This is a genomic window from Mesorhizobium vachelliae, from assembly GCF_033977325.1.
In the GTDB taxonomy this organism is placed as follows: Bacteria; Pseudomonadota; Alphaproteobacteria; order Rhizobiales; family Rhizobiaceae; genus Mesorhizobium; species Mesorhizobium vachelliae.
Window position 1 is genome coordinate 523772 of the sequence record NZ_JAVIIR010000003.1, and the last position, 20481, is coordinate 544252.

Annotated in this window: 25 protein-coding genes; 9 read left to right on the forward strand and 16 right to left on the reverse strand. The window is 63.9% G+C overall.

Features of this window, described 5'->3' with window-relative positions; genetic code table 11:
* Position 1 precedes the first annotated feature (1 nt).
* Positions 2-499 (reverse strand): hypothetical protein, encoded by a 498-nt coding sequence (locus RFM41_RS09480; RefSeq protein WP_320247176.1) that lies wholly within the window; start codon positions 497-499, stop codon positions 2-4.
* Between the two features lie 109 nt (positions 500-608).
* Positions 609-830 (reverse strand): 50S ribosomal protein L31, encoded by a 222-nt coding sequence (gene rpmE / locus RFM41_RS09485; protein WP_040974396.1) that lies wholly within the window; start codon positions 828-830, stop codon positions 609-611.
* Between the two features lie 205 nt (positions 831-1035).
* On the opposite strand from rpmE, the gene RFM41_RS09490 reads away from it, so the two are divergent.
* Positions 1036-2838, forward strand: coding sequence for an ABC transporter transmembrane domain-containing protein (locus tag RFM41_RS09490; protein ID WP_320247174.1), 1803 nt, complete (start codon positions 1036-1038; stop codon positions 2836-2838).
* Positions 2839-2846: 8 nt separating this feature from the next.
* Here the strand turns inward: RFM41_RS09490 and RFM41_RS09495 are convergent, their stop codons facing one another.
* The 3 genes from RFM41_RS09495 to RFM41_RS09505 all read right to left on the reverse strand — a co-directional run bounded on the left by RFM41_RS09495 (position 2847) and on the right by RFM41_RS09505 (position 5100).
* Complete coding sequence (locus RFM41_RS09495) at positions 2847-3278, reverse strand: type II toxin-antitoxin system VapC family toxin (RefSeq protein ID WP_320247173.1); 432 nt, start codon at positions 3276-3278, stop codon at positions 2847-2849.
* Positions 3265-3552 (reverse strand): hypothetical protein, encoded by a 288-nt coding sequence (locus RFM41_RS09500; RefSeq protein ID WP_320247172.1) that lies wholly within the window; start codon positions 3550-3552, stop codon positions 3265-3267. The genes RFM41_RS09495 and RFM41_RS09500 overlap by 14 nt, the downstream gene beginning before the upstream one ends.
* A 66-nt stretch (positions 3553-3618) precedes the next feature.
* Positions 3619-5100: a carboxypeptidase M32 gene (locus RFM41_RS09505; RefSeq protein WP_320247169.1), complete on the reverse strand. Its 1482-nt coding sequence runs from the start codon at positions 5098-5100 to the stop codon at positions 3619-3621.
* Positions 5101-5316: 216 nt separating this feature from the next.
* Here RFM41_RS09505 and RFM41_RS09510 point away from each other — a divergent pair, with 216 nt between their 5' ends.
* Positions 5317-5613 (forward strand): DUF1304 domain-containing protein, encoded by a 297-nt coding sequence (locus RFM41_RS09510; RefSeq protein WP_320319260.1) that lies wholly within the window; start codon positions 5317-5319, stop codon positions 5611-5613.
* Positions 5614-5704: 91 nt separating this feature from the next.
* On the opposite strand, the gene RFM41_RS09515 is transcribed toward RFM41_RS09510, so the two are convergent.
* The 9 genes from RFM41_RS09515 to RFM41_RS09555 form a co-directional block, all read right to left on the reverse strand.
* Positions 5705-6130 carry a hypothetical protein gene (locus RFM41_RS09515; RefSeq protein ID WP_320247166.1) on the reverse strand — a complete coding sequence of 142 codons (426 nt, stop codon included), beginning with the start codon at positions 6128-6130 and terminating at the stop codon, positions 5705-5707.
* A gap of 355 nt (positions 6131-6485) precedes the next feature.
* Entirely contained in the window at positions 6486-7514 is a 1029-nt protein-coding gene (locus tag RFM41_RS09520) for a peptidoglycan -binding protein (protein ID WP_320247163.1), read from the reverse strand.
* Between the two features lies 1 nt (position 7515).
* Positions 7516-8538 (reverse strand): MotA/TolQ/ExbB proton channel family protein, encoded by a 1023-nt coding sequence (locus RFM41_RS09525; RefSeq protein WP_320247161.1) that lies wholly within the window; start codon positions 8536-8538, stop codon positions 7516-7518.
* 184 nt (positions 8539-8722) lie between these two features.
* Positions 8723-9415: a PAQR family membrane homeostasis protein TrhA gene (gene trhA, locus RFM41_RS09530; RefSeq protein WP_320247160.1), complete on the reverse strand. Its 693-nt coding sequence runs from the start codon at positions 9413-9415 to the stop codon at positions 8723-8725.
* Positions 9416-9589: 174 nt separating this feature from the next.
* Positions 9590-10390 carry an inositol monophosphatase family protein gene (locus RFM41_RS09535; RefSeq protein WP_320247159.1) on the reverse strand — a complete coding sequence of 267 codons (801 nt, stop codon included), beginning with the start codon at positions 10388-10390 and terminating at the stop codon, positions 9590-9592.
* 24 nt (positions 10391-10414) lie between these two features.
* Entirely contained in the window at positions 10415-10981 is a 567-nt protein-coding gene (efp, locus tag RFM41_RS09540; RefSeq protein WP_042645720.1) for an elongation factor P, read from the reverse strand.
* A 129-nt stretch (positions 10982-11110) separates the two neighbouring features.
* A complete protein-coding gene (locus RFM41_RS09545) occupies positions 11111-12256 on the reverse strand; it encodes a tetratricopeptide repeat protein (protein WP_320247155.1) in 1146 nt (381 codons plus the stop codon).
* 1 nt (position 12257) lies between these two features.
* Entirely contained in the window at positions 12258-12905 is a 648-nt protein-coding gene (locus tag RFM41_RS09550) for a thiamine phosphate synthase (protein ID WP_320247153.1), read from the reverse strand.
* Positions 12906-12989: 84 nt separating this feature from the next.
* Positions 12990-13565 (reverse strand): PH domain-containing protein, encoded by a 576-nt coding sequence (locus RFM41_RS09555; protein WP_320247151.1) that lies wholly within the window; start codon positions 13563-13565, stop codon positions 12990-12992.
* 127 nt (positions 13566-13692) lie between these two features.
* On the opposite strand from RFM41_RS09555, the gene RFM41_RS09560 reads away from it, so the two are divergent.
* On the forward strand, positions 13693-14436 hold the full coding sequence (locus RFM41_RS09560; protein WP_320247150.1) for a class I SAM-dependent methyltransferase: 744 nt from the start codon (positions 13693-13695) through the stop codon (positions 14434-14436).
* Between the two features lie 129 nt (positions 14437-14565).
* Positions 14566-14964, forward strand: a complete 399-nt coding sequence (locus RFM41_RS09565; RefSeq protein ID WP_320247148.1) for a GFA family protein — start codon at positions 14566-14568, stop codon at positions 14962-14964.
* 33 nt (positions 14965-14997) lie between these two features.
* Here RFM41_RS09565 and RFM41_RS09570 read toward each other — a convergent pair whose 3' ends face one another.
* Positions 14998-15456: a GNAT family N-acetyltransferase gene (locus RFM41_RS09570; protein ID WP_320248066.1), complete on the reverse strand. Its 459-nt coding sequence runs from the start codon at positions 15454-15456 to the stop codon at positions 14998-15000.
* 158 nt (positions 15457-15614) lie between these two features.
* On the opposite strand from RFM41_RS09570, the gene RFM41_RS09575 reads away from it, so the two are divergent.
* Complete coding sequence (locus RFM41_RS09575; RefSeq protein ID WP_320248065.1) at positions 15615-16376, forward strand: sulfite exporter TauE/SafE family protein; 762 nt, start codon at positions 15615-15617, stop codon at positions 16374-16376.
* A 150-nt stretch (positions 16377-16526) separates the two neighbouring features.
* On the opposite strand, the gene RFM41_RS09580 is transcribed toward RFM41_RS09575, so the two are convergent.
* Entirely contained in the window at positions 16527-17078 is a 552-nt protein-coding gene (locus RFM41_RS09580; RefSeq protein WP_320247146.1) for a DUF2269 family protein, read from the reverse strand.
* Between the two features lie 558 nt (positions 17079-17636).
* Between RFM41_RS09580 and rcdA the strand changes: the two genes are divergently transcribed.
* From rcdA to RFM41_RS09600, 4 genes are all read left to right on the forward strand, one after another.
* A complete protein-coding gene (gene rcdA, locus RFM41_RS09585) occupies positions 17637-18167 on the forward strand; it encodes a protease adaptor protein RcdA (RefSeq protein WP_320247144.1) in 531 nt (176 codons plus the stop codon).
* Positions 18168-18456: 289 nt separating this feature from the next.
* The gene (locus RFM41_RS09590) at positions 18457-19521 is read left to right on the forward strand and encodes a glycosyltransferase family 2 protein (protein WP_320247142.1); all 1065 of its coding nucleotides are present in this window, start codon (positions 18457-18459) and stop codon (positions 19519-19521) included.
* A gap of 134 nt (positions 19522-19655) precedes the next feature.
* Positions 19656-20168, forward strand: a complete 513-nt coding sequence (gene ruvC, locus RFM41_RS09595) for a crossover junction endodeoxyribonuclease RuvC (protein WP_320247140.1) — start codon at positions 19656-19658, stop codon at positions 20166-20168.
* Positions 20116-20481, forward strand: a complete 366-nt coding sequence (locus RFM41_RS09600; protein ID WP_320247137.1) for an AbrB/MazE/SpoVT family DNA-binding domain-containing protein — start codon at positions 20116-20118, stop codon at positions 20479-20481. The genes ruvC and RFM41_RS09600 overlap by 53 nt, the downstream gene beginning before the upstream one ends.

The following is a 20481-nucleotide window of genomic DNA, read 5'->3' on the forward strand; positions in this document are numbered from 1 at the left end:
GCTACCGGCCGAAATACTGCGTAAGCATCTCCTCGCGCTCGTCGTCGGTACACATCGTCATTCGGGCTAGGCTGACCTGACCGTGATGAAAGGCGACTATCGCCAACGCAAATATCACCGTCGCCTCGTCTGTGGTATTTGCCAAGTCTCGCAAAGCCAGGTGGAAAAGCGTCTGCCAAGCCGAGCGGTAGTGTGGTTCGACCCAATCTGGGATCGGCGGGTTCCGTTCGTTAGTCCGTCGAGCCTCTTCGATTACAGCGGCAAGGCCATAGGTCGCCCAGTTGGCGGGAACGTGCTCAGCTGAGATGCGAACGATCTCAGGAATCGCGGCGTAAGAGGCGTCTCCGACATCGCCTTGATGATGCAATTCCTCCCACAGTTGATCCCAGAGCGATTTGTCGTCGTAACGAAGCGCCAATGCGCGCAAGGCAGGTCTCGGATCGTAAACGACTTTGTATCCACCTCGCAGATCAGACCATCGTTCGTCCTTGAGATCCATCACGGGTGTGCCCTCACTTTGGTCCGCTCAGCCTCCTATCGACAGGGCGTCAAGGCAACAAAAAACCCGCCTGGAGGCGGGTTTTTCAAATCCTGCAGGCGTATCCGGCTTAGAGGCCGAAACCTTCGAAGCGCTTCTTGAACTTTGACAGGCGGCCGCCGCGGTCGAGCAGGGTCTGCTGGCCGCCGGTCCAGGCCGGGTGCGTGGTCGGGTCGATGTCGAGGTTCATCGTGTCGCCTTCCTTGCCCCAGGTCGAACGGGTCAGGTATTCGGTGCCGTCGGTCATGACGACCTTGATGGTGTGGTAGTCGGGATGGATATCGGCCTTCATTGTCTTATTTCCTGGCTGCCGGCGCTGGTGGCGGGCCAAAGGCCTGCGTCGATGCGCCCCTTTTTAAAACTCGAAGCCGCAGCTAATGAAAAGCCACGGCTTCTAAAACGGTCGGCGAGCCTATACATCAGCCGGAATTGAATCACAAGGCCGCGGCGGGCGCATATTGAAGCGCGGCCCCGCCAAGCGGCCAGAGGAAACGCTCATGGCGGAAATCGGTGGCAGCGCAAGCGAGCGTAGACGCTCGGTCCGGCCGCTCCGCAACCTTTTTCCCTACATCACCCGCTACCGGAAGCTCGCCATCGGCGCCATCATCTCGCTGATCGTGGCGGCGGTGACCACGCTTGCCCTGCCGATGGCCGTGCGGCGCATGATCGACCATGGATTCCAGGCCTCGGGCTCCATTTTCATCGCCGAATATTTCGCCGCGCTCGTGGTGATGGCGGCGCTGCTGGCGGCCGCCTCGGCCAGCCGCTACTATTTCGTCATCACGCTCGGCGAGCGGGTCGTCGCCGACATTCGCCGCGACGTCTTTTCCCATGTCACGACATTATCGCCGGCGTTTTTCGATCGTGCGCATTCGGGCGAGATCGTGTCGCGGCTCGCTGCCGACACCACGCAGGTGAAGTCGGCGGTCGGCGCCACCGCCTCGGTTGCGCTGCGCAACCTCATCCTCGGCCTCGGCGCTGTGGCGATGATGGTCGTCACCAGCCCGAAGCTCTCGGGCCTCGTGCTGGTGGCCATCCCGGTGATCGTGCTGCCGCTGGTCGCCTTCGGCCGCTCGGTGCGCCGCAAGTCCCGGCAAGCGCAGGATACGCTTGCCGAGGCCACCGCCTATGCCAGCGAGCAGATTGGCGCGGTGCGCACGCTGCAGGCCTTCACCAACGAGAAGCTGGTCACCGGCCGCTTTGCCGCAGCGGTCGACGCCGCCTTCGAGGCGGCGCGGGCCTCGGTGTTCGCGCGCTCGTTCCTGACCTTCTTTGCCATCTTCATGATCTTCTCCTCGGTGGTTGCGGTGCTGTGGTTCGGCTCGCGCGACGTGCTTGCCGGCACGCTGTCGCCAGGCACGCTCAGCCAGTTCCTGCTCTATTCGGTGTTTGCCGCTGGCGCGCTCGGCGCGCTGTCGGAGGTGTGGAGCGAGCTGTCGCAGGCGGCGGGCGCCGCCGAGCGGCTGACAGAGATCCTGGCTGAGACGCCGGCGATCCAGCGGCCCGTCGATCCCGTAGCGTTGCCGGCCACCGCCAAGGGCGCGATCAGCTTCGACGATGTCTCCTTCTCCTATCCGGCGCGGCCGGACCGCGCCGCGGTGCATGGCCTGAGCTTTCAGGTGAAGCCGGGCGAGACGGTGGCGATCGTCGGGCCTTCCGGCGCCGGCAAGAGCACCGTCTTCTCGCTGATCCTGCGCTTCTACGATCCCGAGAGCGGCCGCGTCGTCATCGACGGCGTCGACGTGCGCGGGGCCGATCCGGCAGCGGTTCGCCAGCGCATCGCCATCGTGCCGCAGGACGTCACCATCTTCGCGGCAAGTGCTGCCGACAATATCGGCTTCGGCCGGCAGGGCGCCAGCCTAGCCGAGATCGAGGCCGCGGCCAAGGCGGCGCTTGCCGACGAATTCATCGCCAGGCTCGACAAGGGCTATGACAGCCAGGTCGGCGAGCGCGGCGTGACGCTGTCCGGCGGCCAGCGCCAGCGCATCGCGATCGCGCGGGCCATCCTGCGCGACGCGCCGATCCTTCTGCTCGACGAAGCGACCTCGGCGCTCGACGCCGAGAGCGAGACGCTGGTGCAAAGGGCGCTGGAGCGGCTCATGCGCGGCCGCACCACCATCGTCATCGCGCACCGGCTGGCGACTGTGCTCAAGGCCGACCGCATCCTCGTCATGGAAGGCGGGCGCATCGTCGAGGAAGGCACGCATCAGAGCCTAGTCGCGAAGGGCGGCACCTACGCGCGGCTCGCCAAGCTGCAGTTCGAGACTGGAGCCAGCGCCTTCAGGGGCGCGGCGGAGTAAAAGAGAGATCAGCCGGGTTGCCAATCCGCCAGCAGCACAACACTGCCAAACTGCCCAGCCTTGGTAATGTGGCGCTGGTCGGCCGTGACAAAAATGCCGCCACGTTCAAGCGCCATAGCGTGATAGATACTGTCGAATAAAGTGGGATAGCCATTTCCGGATGTGGCTGATGTTGCGATCTTCTCGGCCGTTGCCAAATCTCGCGTGGTGGGCTCTTCGATCGCCAGCCCTAGTTCGCGAAATTGATCGAAAAGCTGGCCTACCGTAGTGAGCGGCAATTCGACATGTAAAGCGGCTGAAAGAGCTTCGTACAGAACTATCGATGGAGCGAGAAAGCCTTGTCCCTGCTCCAGCATGTGATCGACCAAGTTGCGCGCAGCCTCGCTATCTTCCTCTTGCTTGAAAAGCTTCACGAAAATCGACGCATCAACGACGATCATTCTTGCCCTCAAGCACGTCGAGCGGCCGACCATCCCATTTCATACGTTGGGCGTGTAGAAAATCAGCGATGCTTTCGCCTTTGACATTGGAATTGCGCGGCAATTCGTCCAGCATTCGTTTGAGACGGTTCACGGTAACTTCACGCAACGCTTGATCGATTGCCTTTTCCACGAAGCGCGACCTTTCGCTTTTCGGCACTTCGTCCTCAAGCCGGCTCTTTATGTCCGCGGCGATAGAAAAGGTGGCACGTTCTTTCGAAACTGGAACTCCCATAGCGTGCTCCTTTCTCATACGAAAATGTATGCTTTTGGAGTATGAAAATCAAATGCCCTGTCGGCGTTATCTGTAGCGCTTGCGCAGATGGTCGGTGAAATAGGAAGCGTTGAGCTTCTCGCCGGAGGCGCGCTCGAGCAGCTCCGGGGTCGACCAGCGCGAGCCCTGCGACCAGATTCTTTGGCGTCGCCACTCGTTGATGGCGCTGAAATCACCCTTGGCGAGGTCCGCGTCGGCGGATGAGTGCTCCTTCGTCAAGGCCGCCCATTGCTGCGCCGCCATCATGGCGCCCAGCGTGTAAGAGGGGAAATAGCCGAAGGCGGCGCTCGGCCAATGTACATCCTGCATCGGCCCGTCGGCCGGGTTGTCGATGGTCGAGAGGCCGAGATAGTCGCGCATCTTGGCATCCCAGGCCTCGGGCAGGTCGGCGACCTCCAGCCGGCCGGCGACGAGCTCCTGCTCGATCTCGTAGCGCAGGATGACATGCAGCGGATAGGTGACCTCGTCGGCGTCGACGCGGATCAAGCCGCGCTCGACATGGTGGACATGCGGCAGGATGTCGTCGAGCGACCAGGCTTCGCCGAGATGTTTTTCGACCACCGGCAGCGCCCAGCGCCAGAAGGCCGGGTTGCGGCCGATCTGCTTTTCGACGAACAGGCTCTGGCTCTCATGCACGGCCATGCCGCGCGCCTTGCCAAGCGGCCAATGCGACCAGGCTTTCGGCAGGTTCTGCTCGTAGAGCGCGTGGCCGGTCTCGTGCAGCACGCCCATCAGCGCCGACAGGAAGTCGGAGGTCTTGTAGCGGGTGGTGATGCGCACGTCGGTCGGCACGCCGCCGCAGAAGGGATGGTGCGACACCGACAGCGAGCCATGGGTGAGGTCGAAGCCGACGGCCGCCATCATGGCGAGGCCGAGCTCGCGCTGGCGGTCGACGGCATAGCTGCCCGACAGCGGCTTCAGCGGATGCTTCGCCAGCCGCGCATCCTGCACGGCCAGCGCATGCGGCAGGAAGTCCTTGAGGAAGGCCTTCAGCTCGGCAAACACCGGCGTGATCTCGGCGGCGCGGTTGCCGGGATCATACTGCTCCATCAGCGCGTCATAGGGGGCAAGGCCGAGCGCGTCGGCGCGCAGAGCCGCTTCCTCGCGCACCAGGGCCACGATGCCTTCCAGCGCCGGCAGGAAGCCCGCCCAATCGTTCTTGGCGCGCAGGTCGCGCCAGAGCTGCTCGGAGCGCATGCGCGCCACCGTCTGGCGCTCGACGAATTCGGCCGGCAGGCAGGTCAGGTTGGTGTATTGGCGACGCAGTTCCCTGACCGCCGCCTGCTGCTCGTCGTTCAGCGGCTCGGCTTCTGCGGCGGCGATCCAGTCGCCGATCTCGGGCGCGGTCGCCTGGCGATGCAGCATGCCGGCAAGCGAGGACATCGCTTCGGCGCGCTTTTCGCCGCCGCCCACCGCCATATGCGTCGCCTCGTCGGCGCCGAGGATGGCCAAAGCGTGTTCCAGCGCTTCGAGCTTGTGGCCGAGTTCGTCGAGTTTTTGGAAGGACATGGTGGATTCCAGCTTCAATTTGGCTGGCGCGAAAAGATACCAAGGCATCGAGCTTGGCAACCCTGACCAGCCGCCAAAGGATAAGCCGTCAGGGGATCAGCCGTCTTGCCTTGTGAGGCGACTGCGTGATCAATGTCGGGAACAAACTGCCGGAGGGGACGATGATCGGCAATATCCTGGTCGGACTGGTGGCGCTGATCCATTGCTATATCGTCTATCTGGAGATGGTGTTGTGGGACACGCCGCGGCCGCAAGGCGTTCAAGCTGACGCCGGAATTCGCCAGCGCCTCGAAGGTGCTTGCCGCCAATCAGGGGCTCTATAACGGCTTCCTCGCCGCGGGGCTGATCTGGGGTCTCTATCTCGGCGCCGCCGGGTTCCAGGTCAAGATGTTCTTCCTGCTCTGCGTCGTGATAGCCGGCCTCTACGGCGCGGCGACCGTCGGCCGCAAGATCCTCATCATCCAAACGGTGCCGGCGGTGCTTGCCATCGTCGCGCTTTGGCTCGGCCTGTAGTCGAAACAGCACGCAATCGAAAAAGGACGCCCTCGGGGCCAGGTCCCGCGGGCGCCAGTTGGTCCCTTCCTCTTTACCCGGAGCAAATCCTCTAGCCGTTCGGGTAATTGCCACCGTCCGAGCCGTCACCCAGCATGAAGCCGCTGCCGGTGTCGTTCATCAGCCTCTGGTCGACATTGTCGAGCCTCCGCAGCAGCTCATGGTATTGCGCGGAGGGGATCCTGCCGTGATCCGAAGCCGCGACATGCTCGGCGGCCTGGCTGATGCGCGCGGCGCGCATATGCAGTTGCTGCGCTTCGGCAGCTGAAATGTTGTTTGCCTGCCGGGCGTCGGTGATGCCCTGATCCACGCCCTGGACCTGATCGATCAGGCCGGTCACGCGCGGTCCGATGAAATCGGCTGGAGGGGTCGCGTCGAGAAGCCCCTTGTGGTGCCCGGCCGCATACGCGCCGGCAAGCGAGGCCGCGATCAGCGCAGCAGCCAGGGTTACTGTCTTGAGAGATGTTGAAGCGCGCATGGCGGCGCATCCTCCTACAGGGAAGGAAGCGGCCCTGCCGCATTGCCTTCCGACCTTTCCGGGCCGTCCGGTTCCGTCGCGTCGCGATGGGAGGCACCGCCGGCGGTCCCCGGCCCTGCGCGGCAAATTAGGTGCGCCGATTTGCGATGTGTAATTAAAAAAAGATAATGTTTTCAAGCCTTGTCGCCGGAACTTGCCGCGCTAAGTATTCAGCCGACAAACAACTTCCCGTGACTTGGCGTGATCCCAAAGCACGCCGCGATCTTTCAGATAAGCTCCGTGCGCTTCAGGGCTTTGATTTCACGCATGTCTTTGCCCCGAGACCGGCTCCCACTTTCGCGAGACATGCGTTAAATCACCGTTCGGTGAGCTTCAGCTCAATGCGGCGGTTCTTGCTGCGCGCCTCGTCGGTGTCGGCAGGATCGAGCGGCTGGAACTCGCCGAAGCCGGCGGCCACCAACCGGTTGGCCGGCACGCCGTTCTCGATCAGGTACTTCACCACCGAGGTGGCGCGCGCGGTCGACAGTTCCCAGTTGTCGCGATAGCGGCCGGTGCCGGACAGCGGCTGGTTGTCGGTGTGGCCGTCGACGCGCAGCACCCAGCTGATCTCTGGCGGGATTTCCTTCTGCAATTCGATGATGGCGTCGGCGAGCTTCTTCATCTCGACCTTGCCGGCATCGTTGATCACGTCGGAGCCGGTGGGAAACAGCACTTCCGACTGGAAGACGAAGCGGTCGCCGACGATGCGGATGTTCTCGCGGTCGGCGAGGATCTCGCGCAGCCGGCCGAAGAAGTCGGAACGGTAGCGATTGAGCTCCTGGACGCGCTGCGCAAGCGCGACATTCAGGCGGCGGCCGAGATCGGCGATCTTGGTGTTGGAGTCGCGGTCGCGCTGCTCGGAGACGTTGAGCGCGTCTTCCAGCGCGCCGATCTGCTTGCGCAGCGCCGCGATCTGCTGGTTGAGGATCTCGACCTGGCTCAGCGCCTGCTGGCTGATCTGGCGCTGGTTGCTGAGCTCGCCGGAAAGCTGGTCCGCCCGCTTGTTGGCCGCGTCGCCGGCGCCCGCGCCCTGCGAGAGCAACTGTTCCAGGCGGCTCTTCTCGGCTTGCGCCGCCGAGAGCGAAGCTTGCAGGTTGGCGAGAGTATCTTCCTTATCCTGGCTGTTCGAGCGCTCCAGCGCGAGCAACTGGGTCAGCTCGTTGATCTGCGAGTTGAGGCGGTTCAGCACCGTGTCCTTGCCGGAGATCTCGCGGCTGAGCAGGAACTGCGCCAGCACGAACACCGTGAGCAGGAACATGATGGCCAAAAGCAGCGTCGACAGCGCGTCGACGAAGCCCGGCCAGTAATCGATGCGGCGGTCGGCGCGCCGTCTTGCCAGCGCCACGTCAGTGGACCCCTTGTTTCTTCAGCGCGTCGGCGATCTTTTCCAGCGTGTTGCGCATGGCCTTCTGCTCGTCGGACTGGGCCTCGACCCAGTCGCGCATGATCTGCTGCTCGGAGCGCATGTTCTTCACCAGCCCCGAAATGCCGTCGGCAAGATTGGCCATGGCGGTGGCGACGCGTGGATTGGAGCCGCCGCCATTCTCCTGCAGGCTGCGCAGCCGCTCCGACAAGAGCCGGATGTCCTCGGAGGATTCGGCGGCTTTCGAGGTGTCGGACACGACGATGTCCGACGACAGATCGGTGACCGAGGACAGCCAGTTCTCGAGCTCGGTATAGAAGCGGGTCTGGGCGCGCCCGGCCTGCAGGTCGAGGAAGCCGAGCACAAGCGAGCCGGAAAGGCCGAACAGCGAGGACGAAAACGCGGTGCCCATGCCGGCGAGCGGCGCCGACAGGCCCTGCTTCAACGCATCGAGCACGGCCGCAGCATCGCCGGTGCCCGGGTCCAGCGCCTCGATCGTCTCGCGGATCGAGGCGATGGTGTTGAGCAGGCCCCAGAAGGTGCCGAGCAGGCCGAGGAATACCAGCAGGCCGACCAGATAGCGCGAGGTGTCGCGGCTTTCGTCGAGGCGGGTGGCGATGGAATCGAGCATCGTGCGCATCGACGAGGTCGAAAAGGCGATCGTCGACGAGCGGCCGATCATCGCCTTCATCGGCGCCAAAAGCACCGGCTCGGTGGTCTCGGAGCCGGCGCGGAAGGAATTGACCCAGCGCACCTCGCGGAACAGCCGCCCGACCTGGACGAAGGCAAGCAGGATGCCGACCGCCAGCACGCCGACGATCAATCCGTTGAGGCCCGGATTGCTGGAGAAGGCGGTCGATATCTGGCGGGTGAGGATGGCGGCGATGAAAGCGACGATGATCAGGAAGATCACCATGGTGAGCAGGAAGACCTGCGGGCTCGACAGCTTGTGCGGATCATAGACCAGGACGTCCGATCGCCTGCCGAAGGATCTGAGAAAAGCCATCCGTGCCCCGTTTCCGATGCCACCGCCGCAGAATTGCCGCGACTCTAAACGGAATTGTGACCAAATTGAATGGCGCTTGGCAATATGGCCGGCGTCCGTTGTTTTGACGCAATTCCGGACGGAAAGCTACGGCGCAAGCGCCGAGCCCAACCGCTCCCACCTTTCCTGGCATTGCTCTCAGGCTTCAGAACCGGTTGACGACGAGGCAGTCGACCATGGCGGCAAGGTGCAGGCCGGCACCGGTGACGACGAAGCCGTGCCAGACGGCATTGTGGAAGCGCAGGGCCTTCCAGGCGAAGAAGATGACGCCGGAAGAATAGACGATGCCGCCGGCCACAAGCAGCACGACCGAGGCCGTCGGCAGCGTCTGGACCAGCGGTCCGGCGAGCACCACGCCACTCCAGCCGATGGCGAGGTAGAAGAGGATGGCCAGCCGGTCGTAGCGGCCGGGCAGGAACATCTTGATGGCGATGCCGGCCGCTGCCGCGCTCCACACGACGACGATCATGGATAGCGCCAGCGGCGAGTTGTTGAGCTGGGCGAGGAAGGGCGTGTAGGTGGCGGCGATCAGGAGGTAGATCGCGGCATGATCGAAGCGGCGCAGGATCCATTTCGCCGGCCACGAGACAGGCCATAGGTTATAGGCCAGCGAAACCGAGAGCACGGTCAGCAGCGAGACGACATAGAACACCGCGGCGACATATTCGCCAGGGCCCGAATGGAAGGCGGCCAAAGCCAGGAAAGCCGAGCCGGCGGCGATCGCCAGCACGATGCCGACTGCGTGGACGACGCCGTCGGCGATCATTTCGGCGCGCGAATAGTGCCAGCGTCCCACGAAGGGGATTTCAACCTGAGTGTTTGGCCGCGCGTCGCTCATCAAATGGTCCTGCACCCTAATCTGGGCGGTCCCGGACCAGTATTTCAACATTCGTTTGCAGTTTTGCGACTACGGCACCGCGCGTCCTTTCGACGCGCAAAGGACGCCGCGCACTTTGATTTACGCATGTTCCTTTCCGAAAAAACCGATTTTCGGGGTCATGCGCGAGGGGCTTCAGCGCGACGCCAGAGGCTTCTTCACGGTTTTCAGCAGCGCTCGCTGGATGAGCTCGTTGCCGGCGACGACCTCGCCGCTGTCCAGCATGCCCTGTCCGCCATCCATGTCGGAGACGAAGCCGCCGGCTTCGCGCACCAGAAGGATGCCGGCGGCGATGTCCCAGGACGACAGGCGGGTTTCCCAGAAGCCGTCCATGCGGCCGGCCGCGACATAGGCGAGATCCAGCGCGGCGGAGCCCAGGCGGCGAACACCGGAGACTTCGGCCATGACGTTGCGCAGCTCGATCAGGAAATTGCCATGCTGGCCGCGGCCGAGATGCGGCACGCCGCAGCCGATCACCGCGTCGGTCAGCTTGGAGCGCCCGGCAACGCGCAGCCGGCGGTCGTTCAAGAAGGCGCCGCCGCCGCGTTCGGCCGTGTAGAGCTCGTCCATCGCCGGATTGTAGACGACGCTGGCGACGATCTGGCCCTGGCGCTCAAGCGCGATCGACACCGAAAAGATCGGGATGCCGTGCAGGAAGTTGGTGGTGCCGTCGAGCGGGTCGACGAGCCAGCGATGCTGGGCGTCCTCGCCTTCGACGGCGCCGCGCTCCTCCATCAGGAAGGCGTAGCCCGGCCGCGCCTTGGAAAGCTCGGTAAAGACGATCTCTTCGGCCTTGCGGTCGGCCTGGCTGACATAGTCGCCTGGCCCCTTCATCGAGACCTGCAGGTTCTGCACCTCGCCGAAGTCGCGCGACAGCGAGCGGCCGGCCTTCATCGCGGCCTGGACCATGACGTTGAGGAGAGCGGAACGCGCCATTTTTTCTTCCTGCTTTTGGGCCGTTTAGTCTGCGCGGCGCATGTAGGTGATTTCGTTGGTGTCGACGATGATGCGCTCGCCGGCCGAGATGAAGGGCGGCACCAGCACGCGGATGCCGTTCTCCAGCACTGCAGGCTTGTAGGAGGAGGCGGCCGTCTGGCCCCGCACCACCGGGTCGGCTTCGGTGACGGTCAGCGTCACCTGGTCGGGCAGCGAGATGCCGATCGGCCGCTCCTCGTAGAGCTGAACCGTCACCATCATGCCATCCTGCAGGAAGGCGGCGCGCTCGCCGACGAAATCCTTGGCCAATTCGAGCTGCTCGTAGCTTTCGGTATCCATGAAGACCAGCGCGTCGCCCTGCTCGTAGAGGAACGAGAAATCCTTGAGGTCGAGCCTGATCTGCTCGACCGTCTCGGCCGAGCGGAAGCGCTCGTTGAGCTTGGTGCCGTTGATCAGGTTCTTCAATTCGACCTGGTTGTAGGCGCCGCCCTTGCCCGGCTTGACGGTGTTGGTCTTGACCGCCACCCACAGGCCGCCATCGTGCTCGATGACATAGCCGGGACGGATTTCGTTGCCACTGATCTTGGCCATGATGAACTGATCCGAGTGAGATTTTTCACGCGCGGGTCGCGCTTTGGCGCCTCCAAGACCACAAATCGCGCATAGTGGCAAGGGAGGGACCCAAGCGAGCCGCGCATATGCCGGCCGTGGCACTGCGCGTCAGGGCAGGCGGTTTGCCTTCTGCAGCGCCTGCTTGGTCTGGCCGTCGTCGAGGCCCTGCAGGAAATCGTCCATCCGCGGGTCGATCAGCCCGGCGCGGCGGGCGACGATGTACCAGGCGCCGGCAAGGATCAGGTCCGGGTCGGTGCCGATGCCGCCCATATAGAGCTTGGCGAGGCGGTTCTGGGCGGCGACATTGCCGCCTTGCGCCGCCCGCTTCATCCAGGCAAAGCCTGATTTCAGGTCGCGCGCGCCGCCGCGTCCCTCGATCATCCAAGTGGCGAGATCGATCTGCGCGGTGTCGTAGTTCTGCCTTGCGGCTTGCGCCAGCAGCATGCGCGCCTGGGCGTCGTCATGCGGCTTGCCGCCGGCGCCGTTGGCATAGAGCTGCGCCATCGCATATTGCGCGTCGGCAAGGCCGGTGGCGGCCGCGCGCTCGTAGTAGACGGCGGCCTTTGCAAGGCCGCCATCGCCGGGGTCCTGCTGGACGAGCAGCTGGGCGAAGTTGAACTGCGCGAGCCGGTTGCCGGCCTCGGCCGAGGCCTGCATCAGCGCGAAGGCGCCCTTCTCGTCCTTCTTCACATAACGGCCGTCGAGCAGCATCAGCGCATATTGGAACTGCGCCTCCGGCACGCCCTGTTCGGCGGCCAGCGCATACCATTTGCCAGCCTCGGCCGGATTGACCGGCACACCCAGCCCGCGAGACAGGATCTCGGCCACGAGCGTCTCGGCGGCCGGATCGCCGTTCTTGGCGCGGTCCAAGGCCAGGTTGTAGGCGGTCTTGTAAAGGCCGCGCTGGAAGGCGCCATAGGCGGCGTCCGGCTGCTTGGCGCCGAAGCGGTCGGGATTGACGGTATCGGCCGATGGCGGCGTCATCGTGGCCGGCTGCGGCAAGGTGTTCTGGATCGGCTTGTCGATATGACCGCCGCCGAACCTGCTCGGATCTGGCGCGCCGGCGTCCGGCGCGGCTGTGTCCAGTTTGCCCGTATCCGGCGTGCCTGCATCCGGCTTGGCTGCGTCGGGTGCGCTCTTGTCCGGCGCACTCGTCTCCGGCCGCGGCTGCGGCAGCGGGACGGTCTCGGCCGCCATCGCGGCCTGCGTAAACAAGCCGGCCAGGACCACCAGGCAAGGGCCACGCAGGCGCATGTCAGTCCTCGAAACGCGGCGCGGTTTCATCGAGCAGCGCGTTGGCGGCGGCGATCGCCGCGCGGGGGTCGCGCCCGTCGGCAAAGACGGCGCTGGACAGCGCCACGAACTCGGCGCCGGTCGCGGCCACCGTCTCGACGGAAGCAAGCTCGGAGCCGCCCATGACGATGCAGGGGATCGAGATCATCTCAGCCCACCATTCGCCGAGAGCGAGATTGCGGTGATGCGGCTCCGGCTTGTTGTCATAGCCGAAACGGCCGAAGAACATGTAGTCGGGCCGCTCCTCGCCGAGCTCCAGCGCCTCGTCGCGGGTCTTGGCGCCGCTGGCGCCGACCATCATCTTGCCGGCCAGGCGCTCGATCGTCTCGGCGAGCTCCTTGGATTTTGCCTCGACATGGATGCCGTCGGCCTGGACGCGCCCGGCGATGCGGCTGTCGCCGGCGATGATGACGGCGATGCCGGCCCCTTGAGCGGCCGGCACGATCTTCTCGGCGAAGGCCTGGAAGGAAGCATCGTCCATGCCGTTGTCGGGCAGGATCAGCGAGGCGATGTCGCCACCCTCGAATGCCGCGCAGATCTGCTCCGCCGGCAGGAGCGGCGGCGCGATCAGCACGATGCGGCAGCGGTTGGGCGGGTTTGCGTCGTTCATTGGCCTTCGATCCCGGTTTCGCCTATGCCGGGCGAAGATGGTTGCATTGCGGCATAGAGCAAAGGGAGCGGCTTGAACAGCCGGCTATGCGGCGGAGGGGGATCGGTCCGCCCGGGCATCGTCACGCCGGGTCTTCATTATGAGGTCGAACACGCGCTGCGGCTGCTCTATACCGAGAAACTGCGGGACCGGATCGAGAGCCGGAAACCATCCGTTCATCCGTGAGAACGGATATGCCGACGTGGCGGCTCCGAAGCGCAAAGTCCCCCTCGTCGCGGTTTCGCCGGTCAACTGAACATCGGGAACGCGTTCGAGGTCGATCGATGTGAAGTTGGCGGATGGGGCGCGGCGCAGGATCAGGATGCGCCTGTTCGTCACCGCATAATATATCCGCTGCCTCAACCAGGCGTCGAATATAAACCTGCCGAAAACCATGAAGAGGCCGACGCAGACGAACATCGCTCCCCAGGCATCGAAGAACAATGGCGCGCCCTGCCTTGTCGCCGAATAGGTCCAGAAAATCGCAAAGCCGCACCAGAGCAGGCTGAATGGTATCAGGAAGACGTCACGACTTGAGAAGAGCAGTCCCTGTGCGGGCGTTCCACTCCACAAGATGCGCTCACGCGGCAGCAGCCGACCTTGAAAGAGTTGATTGTCCACTTGCCACCCGCCACTTTCCGCCGGCTCATTCATTGCATAAGTACGGTTCCGGCACCAATGCAAATGTCGGTATTTTGGACTTGCGGACGGCTTGCAACGAGTGCACGGACACGGCAGGAACAGGCACATGGCGCAAAACATCTACGACCGTCCCGAATTCTTCGAGGGCTATAGCCGCCTCGGCCGCTCTGTCGAAGGCCTTGACGGAGCGCCCGAATGGCCGGCGCTGCGCGCCATGCTGCCCGACGCCGAAGGCTCGAGCATCGTCGATCTCGGCTGCGGCTTCGGCTGGTTCTGTCGCTGGGCGCGCGCGCATGGCGCCAAGGATGTCCTCGGCCTCGACCTGTCGGAAAAGATGCTTGCGCAGGCCCGCGCCGCCGGCGCCGACGACGCCATCACCTATCGGCGCGCCGACCTCGATGAGCTCAGCCTGCCGAAGGCACGTTTCAACCTCGTCTACAGCTCGCTTGCCTTGCATTATGTCGGCGATGCCGCGCGCCTGTTCGCGACCGTGCACCAGGCCCTGGTTCCCGGCGGAGCCTTCGTTTTCTCGACGGAACATCCGGTCTATATGGCGCCGACCAACCCGGGCTGGTCGGTCGACGCCGCTGGCAGGAAGACGTGGCCGGTCGACCGGTATCTGGTCGAGGGACCGCGCACCACCGACTGGTTCACCAAGGGCGTGGTCAAACACCACCGCACCATCGGCACCACGCTGAATTTGCTGATCCAGGCCGGCTTCGCCATTGGGCATGTCGAGGAATTCCGCCCGACGGACGCGCAGATCGCCGCCCGGCCGGAACTGGCCGAAGAGCTCGAGCGGCCGATGTTCCTGCTGGTTCGGGCGGGGCGGCCGATGAACTCATATTGAAGCTGACGCCTCGCGCGTCCACAATCGCTAGCGCCGAATGTCGGGATCAGGCGCCAGTTCGGCGCATTTCCTGGCGTTTCCGCAGGCCCCGGGCGCTAAGCTCTCCTTGCTGCCTCAAGGAGGTTTCGCATGCGTGGTCGTTGCTTATGCGGCGCTATCGCGTTTGAAGTCGATGGCCGGGCACAGGCCTGTGTGGTCTGTCATTGTGAAAGTTGTCGGCGGCAATGTTCCGCGCCGATGACCACCTATATCGGCGTCCTGGACGGTCAATGGCGATGGCTGGGCAAGCCACCGAAGGTGTTCAACTCTTCTCCCGGTGTGGAAAGAACATTTTGCGACCATTGTGGTTCGCCGCTTTCCTTCCGCTCGAAGAACATGTCCGGCGTCATGCATTTTTTTGCCGCGGCGATGGCCAAGCCGGAAGAATTTGCGCCGACGCTGCATGTCGCTTTCGAGGAGAAGCTCCCTTGGTTGGAACTCGCCGACGGCCTGCCGACACGTTTTGGGCCTGACTATACGAAAGGTTAGAGAGGGCCGCGATTCCGTGAGGCGCTGGCCGTTCTAGAGCTCCAGCTTGTAGCCGATGTGACTGGCCTTGAAGCCGAGGCGCTCATAGAAGCGGTGCGCATCGGTCCGGCTCTTGTTGGTCGTCAGTTGGACGACCCGGCAGCCGCGCTCGCGGCATTTGTCGATCGCCCATTCGAACAGGCGCTGTCCCAAGCCTTCGCCGCGCCGCCAAGCTGCGACGCGCACCGCCTCGATCAGGCCGCGCCGGCCGCCGCGCAGCGACAGCCCGGCGATAAAGGTGATCTGCAGCGTGCCGATGACATCGTCGCCATCGGTCATCACCGCGAGAAACTGGTTCGGATCGCCGTCTATCGCCGCGAACGCGTCCAGGTAGGCTTGCGACAGCGGCAGGCCGGCGTCTTCACGGGCCTGGCCGAGCGGATCGTCGGCAAGCATCGCGACGATCGCCGCAATGTCCGTTTCGCGAGCCCAGCGAATATCGATAGCGCTCATGTCGACCTCGAAGGCAGTGAGCCGACCGACGATCCTTTGCAGCGCGGCCGGCTGCCTGTGCCGGGCCGGCATAGCGGATGCCGGCATTAATGACTATCCCGATGGCGCTGTTCTGCGCTATGGCTGGTTTCCCCGCCTTCTCCAACCTTCCCTTGCCGATGTCAGGCCTGCTCAGTGATCCGTGGTTCTACGCCGCCGCCATTCCGGCGGTCATCCTTGTCGGCCTGTCGAAAGGCGGTTTCGGCGGCGCGGTCGGCTTCGTCGGCGTGCCGCTGATGGCGCTGACCATGCCGCCGGTACAGGCGGCAGCCATCCTGCTGCCGATCCTGTGCCTGATGGACATCGTCTCGGTATGGACCTGGTGGGGCGTCTATGACCGCAAGATGCTGGTCGACATGATGCCGGGCGCCGTCGTCGGCATCGGGCTCGGCTGGCTGACGGCGGCCTTGGTCACCGAGGAGATGGTGCGGCTGATCGTCGGCGCCGTCGCGCTGGTGTTCGTGCTGCGCTGGATCTACCTGCAGTTCCGCCATGGCGCCGACCATGCGGCGGAGCCGAACCGCGTTGCCGCCGCCTTCTGGGGCACGGTCGCCGGCTTCACCAGCTTCGTCGCCCATGTCGGCGGACCGCCCTTCCAGGTCTATGCGCTGCCGATCCGGCTCGATCCGAAGGTGCTGTCGGGAACCGCGGCGATCTTCTTTGCCGCCACCAACGCGCTGAAGCTCATCCCCTATTTCGCGCTCGGCCAGTTCGACACCACCAACCTGACGGCCTCGGCGGTGCTGATGCCGCTGGCGCCGCTGTCGACCATCGCCGGCGCCTGGCTGGTGCGCCGCATGCGGCCGGAAGTCTTCTACCCGTTCACCTACGCCACCGTCGCGGTGGTCGCCGTCAAGCTTCTATGGGACGGTCTTCTGTAGAAGCGAAGCGGCCATCCGGCCGCCTCGCTCCAGACAATCGCGACTTCAGTGCGTTTCACCGCTTCACGGAAACGGCGAAACGCTCTGTCTCTTTTATTAACTAACGCAATTCCGGGCGGAAAACCCGCTCACACTTTTCCCGGAATTGCTTTAGGCGGCGCTCGGCACCATCTGGCGACTGCCGCCGAAGGCCAGCGCGGCGCCCAGCGCAACCACCATCGCCATGCCGGCGAGAATGCCGATGTCGTGCAAAGTGGGTTTCAGCACCATGTCGGCGATGATCACCAGCATCACCGCGTAGTCGAGGCGCGCCCAGCTCATCATGCGCTGGCCGATGGCGAGGACGGCGGGCGTCACGCCGTCCTTGGCGACCATCGCGCCCATGCGCTCGCCGGTCGGCTTGAAGATCAGCATGCCGATCGAGAAGGTCGTTGCGTAGCCGACGAGGCCGATGACGATCCACAGCTCGGTAAAGCCGACCCAGAAGCCGCACATGATGAGACCGAAGACCAGCGTCAGCATCGACATCGGCGCGAAGAACTTACCGCCGAGCTGTCCGCTGGCGCGCATTGCCTGCAGCTTGTCCTCGATGTTGCCGGCGCGCTCGGCCAGCACGCCGAGCAGGAACAGCACGAAGCCGCCGCCGACCCACAACACGGCCGAAACGACGTGAAGGAATTTGACGATAGAATACCAATCCATGGTTTGCTCCCGGATATCCTGTGTGATTTCAAGGGGCGCGGATCTGCGCGCCGCTTCAGAGGAGCGGCCTTTTGCGCGGCGCGTGTTTCGGAACGATGCCGCGGCAGCAGCCAACATGTTTCGGCTGCCGCGATCGGCGTTCGAAAGTTTGGTTTTCAGACGACCCCGGGCAGCGAAGCCGCTGTCCTGTTCCGGCACAGGAAAGCGCGTTCGCTTAAAAAATCACCGTCGCGTTAAGGGTTCATTAAGCTTTACGGGCGTTTACTATGCGCATCCAGTTCTGCTGGATTCTTACCGAGTGGTTGGAGCCACTTTGTTTGACGCCTCCCTGTTAAACTCCTGAGAGCCGCCTTATCCGCGGCTCTTTTTTTGTCCGCACGCGGCTGGCTGGCGCGATCCGCTTGCGGATGGCCGGAACGAGGCCGGCGTTAACCGTTTGTTAAACATGCGCTTGCCTTCATGGGCATCGAAGCGCATTTTCAAGCCTCAGTCATTTAGGGTGCGGGCCGCGTCGGCAAGGATTGGCGAATCGGCTTGTGGCAGTGCAGGGGCGTATCGATGAACGAGCCTTCGAAGGGCAGCGCGAAAACCATCAAACTGGCGGAGCGCCGGGTTTTCTCCCAATCCTTCAAGCCGCTCTACCAGGAAGGCATGGGGCTGGTCGAGCAGGCCGCCGAATATCTCGATGGCAAGGGCAGGCTCGAAGCCAAGAAATTGTCGCGCACGGCGGCGACGCTCTATGCGGCCGAATCGATGCGGCTGACCACGCGGCTCATGCAGGTCGCCTCCTGGCTCCTGCTGCAGCGGGCGGCCAATTCCGGCGAGATGACGCGCGACCAGGTGGCTTCGGAGAAATCCAAGGTGCGGCTCGACACCGCGTCCGCGCATGACGAGGCGCTTGGCTGGAGCGAACTGCCCAAGGATTTTCTGGACCTGGTGTCGCGCTCGCTGCGCCTGCAGGCGCTGGTGCGGCGCATGGACGAGGAAATCTACGGCGGCGTGATCAACGACACGCACGCTCCCAGCCGACGCGCCAATCCGGTTTCCGACCAGATCAGCCTTTTGAACACGGCGTTCGCGCGCGGCTGAAGCCGCGTTTGCAATGATAGCGTCGCGCAGGAGCGGTATCCCTCAACCGAGCCGCGACTCGGTGAGCCGTTCTGGCTGCAAACCGAACGCCCGCGACGCTGACCGCTCTTCGATATTGCGGCACCGTCATCGCATTTGAAGGCCATGCCGCCTTCGCGCGAAAGATCAGCCTTGCCTTGGAGCGACGGAACCCTAGTTGGAGCCGTTCGCCGCAGCCGGGTCGACCCGAGCCGGTCTTGCAAGAAAACCACCGTCATCGTGACCAAAGCAGATTGCGAGGCTTGATCCCGTGCATTCGCCATTGGACCGCATTCCGGTATCGATCATCATCCCCAATTACAACTACGAACAGTTCCTGGGACGCGCCATCGACAGCGCGCTGGAGCAGGACCATCGAAATGTCGAGGTCGTGGTCGTCGACGACGCATCGACGGATGCGTCGGTGGCCGTCATCGAATCCTACGGTGACAAGATCCGCCCGTGCCTCAGGCGCAGGAATGGCGGGCATGGCGCTGCGTTCAATACCGGGTTCGAGGCGAGCACCGGGGAGATCATTCTTTTCCTCGACGCCGACGATTATCTCTATCCGAACGCCGTCTCCGAGATCCTGGACGAGTGGGGCGCGGATGTCGCCCAGGCGCAGTTCAGACTGCATCTCGTCGATGAGGACCAGCAGATCAAGGATGTCTTTCCGCCTCCGGAACAGCCGTTCGATTCAGGCGACGTCGTCCCGGAATTGTTGCGCAAGGGGCGGTACCGCACGACGGTGACAAGCGGGCTGGCGTTCGATCGCGCGGCGCTGGAAACGATAATGCCCATGCCGGAAAGCGATTTCCGGCAAGGCGCCGATGGCTATCTCGCGACACTCGCGCCGCTGCACGGAGAGGTGAAATCCATCGATACCTGCCTTGGCGCCTATCGCATCCACGGTTCCAACCATTCGGTCTTTGCCGAAAAGCTTGCCGAGCGAGCGCGTTGGCGCGTGGAGCATGATTTCCGGCGCCTCGAGGCCTTGTCCGGCCGGGCGGCCGAGATCGGCTTGACCGTACCGCCGGATGCCGGCCTTCGCGATCCGGTTCATCTGGAAGAGCGGCTGGCTTCGCTCTGCGTCGACGAGCCCCAGCATCCGGTTGAAACCGACTCCCGGCTGGGATTGGCAAGAGCGGGCGCCGCCGCCAGCCTGGAAATGAACGCATCCTGGCGGCGGCGGGCTGCGCTGGCGACCTGGTTCCTTAGCATCGGACTCCTGCCGCGGCGCATGGGCAATGCGGTCCTGGCATGGAAGCTGGTCGCATCGTCCAGGCCGGCATTTCTCGCGCGGCTGTCGAAAACCATCCGTCGCGCGACGAACTAGGTCCGAGAATTCAGGCGTGCCAGCCCGTGAACGCCAGCTCGATGGGATTTCCGGATGCGATCTTAGGATCTTGATCGTTTCCGGTTTGTTCACATTTCGCTGGCATCGCTTGCCGCCAAGGCTAAACTTGGCGCATGGGGGAAGCGATTCGCATCATCGGCATCGATCCGGGCCTGAGGCGCACCGGCTGGGGTATTGTCGACAGCGTGGGCAATTCGCTCCGCTTCGTCGCGTCCGGAACGGTGCGCTCGGACGACAAGGCGCCGCTGGCGACAAGACTCTGCCAGCTGCATGACGGCTTGGCCGAGGTGCTGCACCAGGCCATGCCGCATGAGGCGGCGGTCGAGCAGACTTTCGTCAACAAGGATGCGACGGCGACGCTGAAGCTCGGCCAGGCGCGCGGCATCGCCATGCTGGTGCCGGCGCGCGCCGGGCTGGTGGTCGCCGAATATGCACCCAACGCCGTCAAGAAGGCGGTGATCGGCGTCGGCCACGGCGAGAAGAAGCAGATCCACATGATGGTGAAGGTGCTGATGCCCAAGGCCGTCTTCGACACCGACGACGCCGCCGACGCTCTGGCCATCGCCATCTGCCATGCGCATCACCGACCCAGCGCGGCCTACCGCATGGCTGCGCTGGCTGGATAGCGTTGTTCTTGACTTGTTCCGCTTGTTGGAATATTCCTTACTTGTAAGAAAGGGTATTTCAATGCGTGTGACCAGCAAGGGCCAGGTGACCATTCCTCGCGATCTGCGCGAGACATTCGGCATTGTCGCCAACAGCGAAGTTATTTTCGGCATTGAGGGCGGAAAGATCACGATCACGCCCCGGCACGACAAGGGACGACAGGCAGATCGCGAACGGCTTGCCCGTTTTCTCGCAGCGCTCGATCGGCTGGAGGGTAGCGGCGATCAGACGATGAATGCCGATGACGTCATGGCACTGACGAGGGATCGCTGA